General features: G+C 61.4%; 4 protein-coding genes. 2 read left to right on the forward strand and 2 right to left on the reverse strand.

Going from position 1 to position 9,393, the window contains the following annotated elements:
• Positions 1-5 precede the first annotated feature (5 nt).
• Both ACOERD_RS00845 and ACOERD_RS00850 read right to left on the reverse strand, forming a co-directional pair.
• Positions 6-4,922, reverse strand: a complete 4,917-nt coding sequence (locus ACOERD_RS00845; RefSeq protein ID WP_419737718.1) for a beta strand repeat-containing protein — start codon at positions 4,920-4,922, stop codon at positions 6-8.
• Positions 4,895-6,733, reverse strand: a complete 1,839-nt coding sequence (locus tag ACOERD_RS00850) for a hypothetical protein (RefSeq protein WP_419737715.1) — start codon at positions 6,731-6,733, stop codon at positions 4,895-4,897. Before ACOERD_RS00850 ends, ACOERD_RS00845 begins: the two co-directional genes overlap by 28 nt.
• 203 nt (positions 6,734-6,936) lie before the next feature.
• Here ACOERD_RS00850 and istA point away from each other — a divergent pair, with 203 nt between their 5' ends.
• Together istA and istB are read left to right on the forward strand one after the other, a co-directional pair.
• Positions 6,937-8,445, forward strand: a complete 1,509-nt coding sequence (gene istA / locus ACOERD_RS00855; RefSeq protein WP_419737605.1) for an IS21 family transposase — start codon at positions 6,937-6,939, stop codon at positions 8,443-8,445.
• Positions 8,432-9,163: an IS21-like element helper ATPase IstB gene (istB, locus tag ACOERD_RS00860; RefSeq protein ID WP_419737606.1), complete on the forward strand. Its 732-nt coding sequence runs from the start codon at positions 8,432-8,434 to the stop codon at positions 9,161-9,163. Before istA ends, istB begins: the two co-directional genes overlap by 14 nt.
• Positions 9,164-9,393 lie beyond the last annotated feature (230 nt).

Genomic DNA, 9,393 nt, shown 5'->3' on the forward strand with positions numbered 1-9,393 from the left:
TGCCATCATACAGTCGTCACCTCCGGGTCGAAGTTGACAGTCGAGTTGGTCAGAACAGTTGAGACATCTGTATCTTGTGTATAATCCCCCTCCAGGGTGATGCTGCCGTTATTGTCGGGCCGGGTGATGACAAGGTCTCCGTCACCGTTGACCTCTACAGCCGCGATCAGTGCCTCCAGGTCTGCCGCATCGTCACCAGCCCCCCATTCCTCTTCATCGAAGACCAGAATATCATTCCCGTCCCCCACGAAATCGGTGATGGTATCATCCCCTTCCGCGTCTCCCTGGAACAGGTAGCGGTTCGTACCAGCCCCACCGGTCAGAGTGTCATCGCCGGCACCGCCAATCAGAATGTCATTGCCGGGACCACCCGTCAGAGTGTCACCGCCAGCATCGCCTATCAGAGTGTCATCGCCGGCACCACCAATCAGAGCGTCACCCCCGGCACCACCCGAAAGTATGTCATCGCCGGCCAAGCCCGTCAGAGCGTCATCGCCGGCCAAGCCCGAAAGCCTGTCATTGCCGGCACCGCCGACCAGGAAGTCATCACCGTCAGTGCCCGTTTCAAACTTATCGCCGTTGGCCAGCGTAACCAGCGCATCCAGTTCGGACACCTCGTCCGCACCCTCACGCTCCGCACCGGCAACCCGCACATTCACCCTGTCCAGGTTGGCAGCCGTCACGCCCGTCACGCCCGCCGTGGTGTAGGTCGCCACATCCGGCGCTGGATTGGCCTGGTCCTCGGCATAGGCCGCGATGGTCCCCAGCGCTGCCACTTCCGGGCGGACTGCCACCGCGTTCGTCGCCGTACTGATGACCTCTTCCTCCTTGCCACCCTCATCCTGGTAACGGACGGCAACCCGGACGGTCCGGCCCGCATCTGCGTCTGTCAGCGTATAGCTGGCGCTGTTGGTGCCGATATCCTCATACCCGCCTGCACCGTCACTGCGCTGCCACTGGTAGCGGAAGCCGGACGCCTCACCCGGTAGCCCGTCCGCATCGCTGATACCGGTCCGGTCGGCGCTCAGGACCGCGCCCGCCGTCAACGCGCCGCTCGCTGGGCCGCTGATCACGGGCACGCCCTCCGGCGCGTCATTGACATTACTGACCGGGGCTGTGGGGGCCGAGGTCACCTGTTCGTCATTGCCGTCATCATCGCTATAGATGGCCACAAGCCGGAGGGTATGACCCACATCCGCCTGACCAGGGGTATAGCTTGCACTCTCGGCCCCGCCGATATCCTCATAATCACCTGTCCCGTCACTGCGCTGCCACTGGTAGCTGACAAAGGGTGTGGTCGATGTGCCGTCGCCGTCCGTGACCGTTGCGGTGAGCGGGCTGCCCTGCGCCGCCGTGCCCGCAAGGGCCACCGTGCCGTTCCCGGCAACCCCGGTGACGACGTCCGCCGACACAATGCGCACATTGGCGGCCGTCAACGCGTCCGGGCTGTCAAGACCGCTCACCGTCAGCGTGCCCGCTGCCAAGGTCTCGACCGCCGGCAGATCAATCCTCAAACCGCCATTCTCCGGCAGCACCGTGGCCGCGGCCTTCACCGCAGCAAGGTCCGCAAACAGCCCCTCCCGGAACTCCAGCACATCCTGCACAGGGTCAAAGTCCGTGACGCGGTTGGTGCCATTGCCTCGACCAATCCGGAAGATATCCCGTCCGTCGCCGCCGGTGAGCTGGTCATCACCCGGGCCGGGGACCAGCACATCATTGCCGGTACCGCCCGAGAGCGTATCATTGCCGCCAACGTCATGAAGCAGGTCATGGCCGCCGCGGCCCTCAAGCGTATCATCGCCCAGAATGCCGCCGTCCAGATAGTTGGCGCCGCTGTCGCCCCTGAGCGTGTCATTGCCCAGAGTGCCGTTGACGTTCTCGATCCCGCTGAGCCGGTCACCGTCCGCATCGCCGCCCGTGCCCGTGCCAGCCGCAAGGTCCACACTGACACCTGTCGCCCCGCCATAGACAGCCGTGTCATTGCCCGCGCCGCCATTTAGCCGGTCACCTCCAGCATCGCCGAGCAGCTGGTCATCGCCCGCCAAGCCATTGAGCGTATCATTGCCCGCGCCGCCTCTGAGTATGTCGTTGTTCGCTGTACCCGTGACGGTCTGGCCGCCAGATGTACTGCCAGAACTGCCATCAGGTGCCGCTGCAGCCGCAACATCGCCGTTGGCCAGCGTAACCAGCGCATCCAGTTCGGACACCGTGTCCGCCCCGTCGCGATCTGCGGCTGCGACCCGCGCATTCACTGCCGCGAGATTGGCAGCCGTCACACCGGTCACACCTGCCGTGGTGTAGGTCGCCGCCGTCGGCGCATCATTGCTCGCGTCATCATCGGCGTAATCCGCGATGGTCCCCAGCGCTGTCAGCCCGGGCGAATACTCGATGTTCACTGCAGTCACATCAGTGACACCGGCAAGGCTGATCTGTGTGCCCGGAATCGTGAGCCGCAGAGTGCCGTCCACCACCTGCGGGTTCAGCGCCGTGCCCTCCGCCACATCAAGATAAAGCCGGTCCTCGCCCGTGTTGAAATCCGTGATGGTGACACTGTCCTCATCAGGTCCGACCCTGAACTGGTCCGCACCAGCACCACCCGTCAGTGTGTCATTGCCGGCACCGCCAGCGAGCACGTCATCGCCGGCACCGCCATTGAACACGTTGGTGTTTCCGTCGCCGGTCAGCCTGTCGTCCGCCGCAGAGCCGATCAGGTTTTCAATACCGGATACGACGTCACCCTCGGCATGGCCGCCGGACGGCGTGCTGAAGGGCAATTGTGAAAGATCCACAGTCACACCCCCAGCGGCCCCGGTGGCGTCCACAGACCCGGAATAGTCCGCCGTATCGGTGCCAGCGCCGCCGTTCAGTACATCCCGACCGGCCCCGCCGACCAACATGTCATCGCCCGCACCGCCCAAAAGAGCGTCATTGCCGTCACCGCCCGACAGAACATCATTACCGGCACCGCCGCCAAGAACGTCATCGCCGGCCAAGCCCGAAAGCGTGTCTTTACCCGTGCTGCCGGTGATAGCATCACTGTAAGGTGTTCCATCCACTTTTGCGGCGGTCTCCAGGGTGCGGGTGACCGTGTTGTCCAGGGCCTCCTGGATTGCAGCATACACCGATTGAGAGGCCGCTTGAGCCTGCACAATCGCCGCATTCGCCGCCGCCACTGCCGCATTCGCCGCCTCAAGATTGGTCGGCGTTACGCCATTGATCCCCGCCGCCTCGTAAGTCTCAACCGTCGGGGCGGGTTGCGTCTGGCTACCAGCATACGCCGTAATTATGGACACCGCTGTTTCAGCCCCACCTGTGAGGACCGCCTGACCGACCAATGCGCTCAGTTCCGCATGGCTGTCCACTTGCTCCCGGGTCGCTGCTGCCACCGCCCCGTTCACCGCAGCAAGATTGACGGCGTTGACCCCGAACACATCCACGGTCGTGTAATCCTGCGCCGTCGGTGCAGGATTGTTCGCGTCATCTTCCGCATAGGCCTCGATCTTCGCCTGTGCCAGCGTTGCAAGCGTGGCATTCACGAGGCTCTGGACCTCAACCCGCGTATCCGCACCCGCGCGATCTGCGCCTGCAACCCGCGCATTCACCGCCGCGAGATTGACATCCGTCACACCCGTCACACCTGCCGTGGTGTAGGTCGCCACATCCGGCGCAGGATTGCCCTGATCATCCTCGGCGTAATCCGCGATAGCGCCCAGTGCTGTTGCCGCAGCCGCTGCTGCATCCAATGCCGCCGCTGCCGCCGCAACATCCTCGTTGGCCAGCGTAACCAGCGCATCCAGTTCGGACACTTCGTCGGCCCCGTCGCGATCTGCGGCTGCGACCCGCGCATTCACCGCCGCAAGGTTGGCATCCGTCACGCCGGTCACGCCCGCCGTGGTGTAGGTATCAACCGTCGGCTCAGTATTGCTCTGATCATCGGCATAGGCCACGATGGTCCCCAGTGCTGTCGCTGCAGCCGCCGCTGCATCAACATCCCCGTTGGCCTGCTGAACCAGCGCATCTACTTCGGCCACCGTATCCGCACCCTCGCGATCTGCGGCTGCGACCCGCGCATTCACCGCCGCGAGATTGGCATCTGTCACGCCGGTCACGCCCGCCGTGGTGTAGGTCGCCGCATCCGGCGCAGGATTGTTCGCGTCATCCTCGGCGTAATCCGCGATAGCGCCCAGTGCTGTTGCCGCAGCCGCTGCTGCATCAGCGTTCCCGCCCACATCACCGTCGCCGGTTCCATCGGGGGTCTCTGTAGATGTTGTATCTGTTGGTGAGGTCTGGTTTTCACCATCACCGGTTTCCGACGAGGATATCACTCGGTTCACGACGCCCTGAACAAAGACCGTCGGTTCCACAAGAGTATCGGGCACAAAGGCACTGCTGCCCCCTGTTGCAATCGCCGCATTCACTGCCGCAAGATTGGCATCCGTCACACCGGCCACACCTGCCGTGGTGTAGGTATCAACCGTCGGCTCAGTATTGCTCTGATCATCGGCATAGGCCACGATGGTCCCCAGTGCTGTTGCCGCAGCCGCTGCTGCCGCAACATCCCCGTTGGCCAGCGTAACCAGCGCATCCAGTTCGGCCACCGTGTCCGCACCCTCGCGATCTGCACCGGCAACCCGCGCATTCACCGCCGCGAGGTTGGCAGCCGTCACACCGGTCACACCTGCCGTGGTGTAGGTCGCCACATCCGGCTCAGTATTGCTCGTGTCATCTTCGGCATAGGCCGCGATGGTCTCAAGCGCCGCCGCTGCCGTATATACCGCTTCCACGGCGCTCTGAACGTCTTCCCGCGTGGTCACACCACCAAATTCCTCAAAGGCATCGTCCAGTTCAACAACCCGCGCATTCACCGCCGCAAGATTGGCCGCTGTCACGCCCGTCACACCCGCCGTGGCGTAGGTCGCCACATCCGGCGCTGGATTGTTCGCGTCATCATCGGCGTAATCCGCGATGGTCCCCAGTGCTGTCGCCGCAGCCGCTGCTGCATCCAATGCCGCCGCTGCCGCCGCAACATCCTCGTTGGCCAGCGTAACCAGCGCATCCAGTTCGGACACTTCGTCGGCCCCGCGCGATCTGCGCCTGCAACCCGCGCATTCACCGCCGCGAGATTGACATCCGTCACACCCGTCACACCTGCCGTGGTGTAGATATCAACCGTCGGCGCTGGATTGCCCTGATCATGATCAGCGTAATCCGCGATGGCCCCCAGTGCTGTCGCCGCAGCCGCTGCTGCCGCAACATCCCCGTTGGCCAGCGTAACCAGCGCATCCAGTTCAGACACCGTGTCCGCACCCTCGCGCGCCACCCCGGCAACCCGCGCATTCACTGCCGCAAGATTGGCATCCGTCACACCGGTCACACCCGCCGTGGCGTAGGTCGCCGCCGTCGGCGCTGGATTGTTGGCGTCATCCTCGGCGTAATCCGCGATGGTCCCCAGTGCTGTTGCCGCAGCCGCTGCTGCCGCAACATCGCCGTTGGCCAGCGTAACCAGTGCATCCAGTTCAGACACCGTGTCCGCACCCTCGCGATCTGCACCGGCAACCCGCGCATTCACTGCCGCAAGATTGGCATCCGTCACACCGGTCACACCCGCCGTGGTGTAGATATCAACCGTCGGCGCTGGATTGCCCTGATCATGATCAGCGTAATCCGCGATGGTCCCCAGTGCTGTCGCCGCAGCCACTGCTGCATCAGCGTTCCCGCCCACATCACCGTCGCCGGTTCCATCGGGGGTCTCTGTAGATGTTGTATCTGTTGGTGAGGTCTGGTTTTCACCATCACCGGTTTCCGGCTGTTGACCTCTTCCTTCGTCGCCATCCGCATCACCACCGCCGGTGCCATCGGGAGAAGCAGGTTGGGTGGTGCCATCTCCAGTGTCAGGTCCCCGGGCGGTCGTCGGGGTCGGGTCGGGGGTCGTCGTCGTGCCTGGGTCGGTGGTCTCTGTCGAGGTTGTCTCTGTTGGTGAGGTCTGGTCTGCACCATCACCGGTTTCCGGCTGCTGACCTCTTCCTTCGTCGCCATCCGCATCACCACCGCCGGGTCCAGCGGGGCCATCGGGCGGGGTGGTGCCATTTCCAGTGTCAGGTCCCTGGGCGGTCGTCGGGGTCGGGTCGGGGGCAGTCGTCCTGCCCGGGTCGGTGGTCTCTGTCGAGGTTGTGTCCGGTGTTGGGGTCGGGTTGTTGCCATCGCTCTTCGAACTCGATCCACCGCTACTGGTTGCAATGGCGGCGATTGCACCTGCGCCGAGAATTCCCGCAGCGACCAGGCCCGGATTGATTGCGGCCAGTTCGACACCGGATTGTGTTGAAAGCGTCACGTGATCGCTGTCGGCAAACCCGGCATCCGCATCCGCCCCATGGGCTGCAGACAGCGCCTCAACCTCCTCCTGCGTCGCGCCAAGTAGCTCCGCAATATCCGCAACGGACCTCGGCTCAACCCCGATCAGGGAACCGTCCGGCGCGAGGCTGACCTCGAACAGATCCCCGCTCTCCGGGTCCTGCGCGACCAAAACACGATCACCCGTGTCAAAAAAACCGGCAATTTGAACCTGGCGACCATCCTGGTAAACAATCACAAGGTCATCACCTTGCCGGAAGGTGCGTGCGATCACGTTCGGACCAAGCGGAACCAGTAAACCCTGAACCCCTTCAGGGAATACAATCACGGATTGAGACGCAGACGCGCCAGTCGATACAGTCGAAAGTTGTGCTTGGGTCATGGTGAGGGGGTCTCCATAAGAAAGGGTTGATTACAGCATGTGTCTTGCCCGCCAGAGCGGGGATGAAGGGCAGTCGGAAGCCTGATGTGTAGAAAAGCGTGCAATTTTGACCCCCTAAGCGGGGAAATCGGCGTCCAAATTTGACCCCTCCCTATGGTTGTAGACATCCTTTTCATTGAGCAGTCGATGGAGAGGCAAGCGGGATGATTTGCGTGGAAACTATTAGAAAAGTGCGTCGCTTACACCTGATCGAAAAAAAGAGCATCAAGGAAATTTGCCGTTCGCTCAATTTGAGCCGTGCAACGGTTCGAAAGATAATCCGATCGGGAGTGACGGAGTTCAAATATGAGCGCAAATCGCAGCCATACCCGGTGCTCGGGCCTTGGCGCGCGCGTCTGGATGAAACGCTTGAGGAGAACGAGGCGCTTCCGAAGAAACACCGCAAGCGGATGACCAAAATCTGGAAGGAACTCTCCGATGATGGTTTTGGCGGCGGGTATGACAGTGTTCGACGCTACACAAAGAATTGGCGCATTGCGCACGGCCGACAACAGGCGCAGGCGTTCATCCCGCTGATCTTTGATCCTGGGGAGGCGTACCAGTTCGACTGGAGTGTGGAGACGGTTTTGATGGACGGTGCACTCACGACCGTGAAGGTTGCCCATTTCAAACTTTGCCATAGCCGCATGCCATTCTCCATTGCCTATCCGCGCGAGACGCAGGAGATGGTCTTTGATGCCCACGACGAGGCCTTCAAATTCTTTGGTGGAGGCTGCATCAACGGGATCTACGATAACATGACGACCGCCGTCGATGCGATCCTGTCGGGCAAGGAAAGAAAGTTCAACAAGGCATTCTCCCGGATGTGTTCTCATCATCTGGTGAACCCGATCGCCTGTACGCGCGCGGCCGGTTGGGAGAAGGGTCAGGTTGAGAATCTGGTCAAGGAGAGCCGCGCCTATAGTTTTACACCGCGTCTGGAGGTGGCCGACTTCGATGAATTGAATGCCCGGCTGCAAAAAGACGCGATCAAACGCGCAAAAGAACTGCGGCATCCGGAAAACCTGGAGGTGACGGTCTGGGAGGAGTTCCAGCAGGAAAAGCCGCTGCTGACGCATCTGCAGAAGCCCTTCGTCGGGTTCCGTGAAAAGACGGTCGCCGTGAGCCGAACCTGCCTGATCAACTTCGAAAGAAACAAATACAGCGTTGAGGCAAGAGCTGTTGGACGTCAGGTCCAGTTGCAGGTCTACGCCACGCGGATTGTCCTGCGCCAAGACGGTGAGATTGTCGGAGAGCACGAACGGTGCTTCGGCCGAGGAAAAACGATCTTCAACCCTTGGCACTATGTGCCCGTCCTCAAGCGCAAGCCTGGCGCTCTGCGCAATGGAGCACCGTTCCGTGACTGGGACCTACCACCGGCAATGACGCAGATCTGGACCCATCTGCGGGGCACATCCGACGGAGACCGGCAACTTGCCGATATTCTTTTCGCTGCTTACCAGCACGACATTGATGTGGTCGAGGCTGCCTGCGAAGAAGCTCTAAAATCTGGCCTGCGCAAGGCCGATGCGATCCTGAACATTGTCTCTCGGCGCACCAATCCCCCGCCGCCAAAGGCGATTGAGCCGCCTGCCCACCTGCAGCTGAAAATGGCACCGATCGCGGATTGCGCTCGCTATGACAGGCTTGGAGGCTCCCATGCAACTGCGTAAGGAAATTCTCGAACTTGCCCGTCAACTGAAGTTGCCAGGCATCGTCAACTGCTTTGACGAAGTGATGCAGGCCGCAGCCAAAAACAACTGGCGGCCCCAACAGGTCGTGGCCGAACTCCTCACGGCCGAACTGGCCGAAAAGACTGCGCGCTCGATCCGGTATCAGATGGGTGCCGCAAAGTTCCCGGTCTGCAAGTCCTTACCTGAGTTCGACTTCACGGTCAGCCCCGTCAACGAGGAAGTCGTGCGCAATCTTCATGACGGCGATTTTATGGACCAGGCCAGGAATGGCGTGCTGGTCGGTGGAACCGGATCGGGCAAAACGCATCTCGCAACAGCGATCGGGGGCCACGCGGTCAATAACCGCCGGCGGGTCAGGTTCTTCAGCGCTGTGGATCTCGCGAACAAGCTGGAGGCTGAACATCGCGAAGGCAACGCCGGGCGGCTCAGCGAGCAGCTGATCCGCGTCGACCTCGTGATTATAGACGAACTCGGTTATCTGCCGTTCGCAGAGTCTGGTGGACGATTACTCTTCCATCTCATCAGCAAACTGTACGAGCGAACGTCTATTCTGCTAACAACCAACCTCGCATTTGCTGAATGGCCGAGTGTGTTCACAGATGCCAAAATGACCACTGCTCTCCTGGATCGACTGACACACCATTGCGATATCATCGAAACCGGGAACGAAAGCTGGCGAATTAACCACCGCGACTAACCTCGAAATCGGGGAATAAATTCAAAACAGACAGCAGGTCAAACCTTCAGTCGAGCTACGCTCTCTTTTCGGTTTGACCTGCTGTCCACCCCCTCCTGAATCAACCTAAACACGACCCCCTCAACGCCCCTCTTAGCTCCAAGGGGGGTCAAATTTGGACGCCGATGGGGGGTCATTATTCAATGCCGATTGACACTTTTGGCGTTTGCGGTACCTGCAAGGTCAAAAAG

Origin of the sequence: Ruegeria sp. (assembly GCF_965199275.1) — a bacterium.
GTDB lineage: Bacteria > Pseudomonadota > Alphaproteobacteria > Rhodobacterales > Rhodobacteraceae > Ruegeria.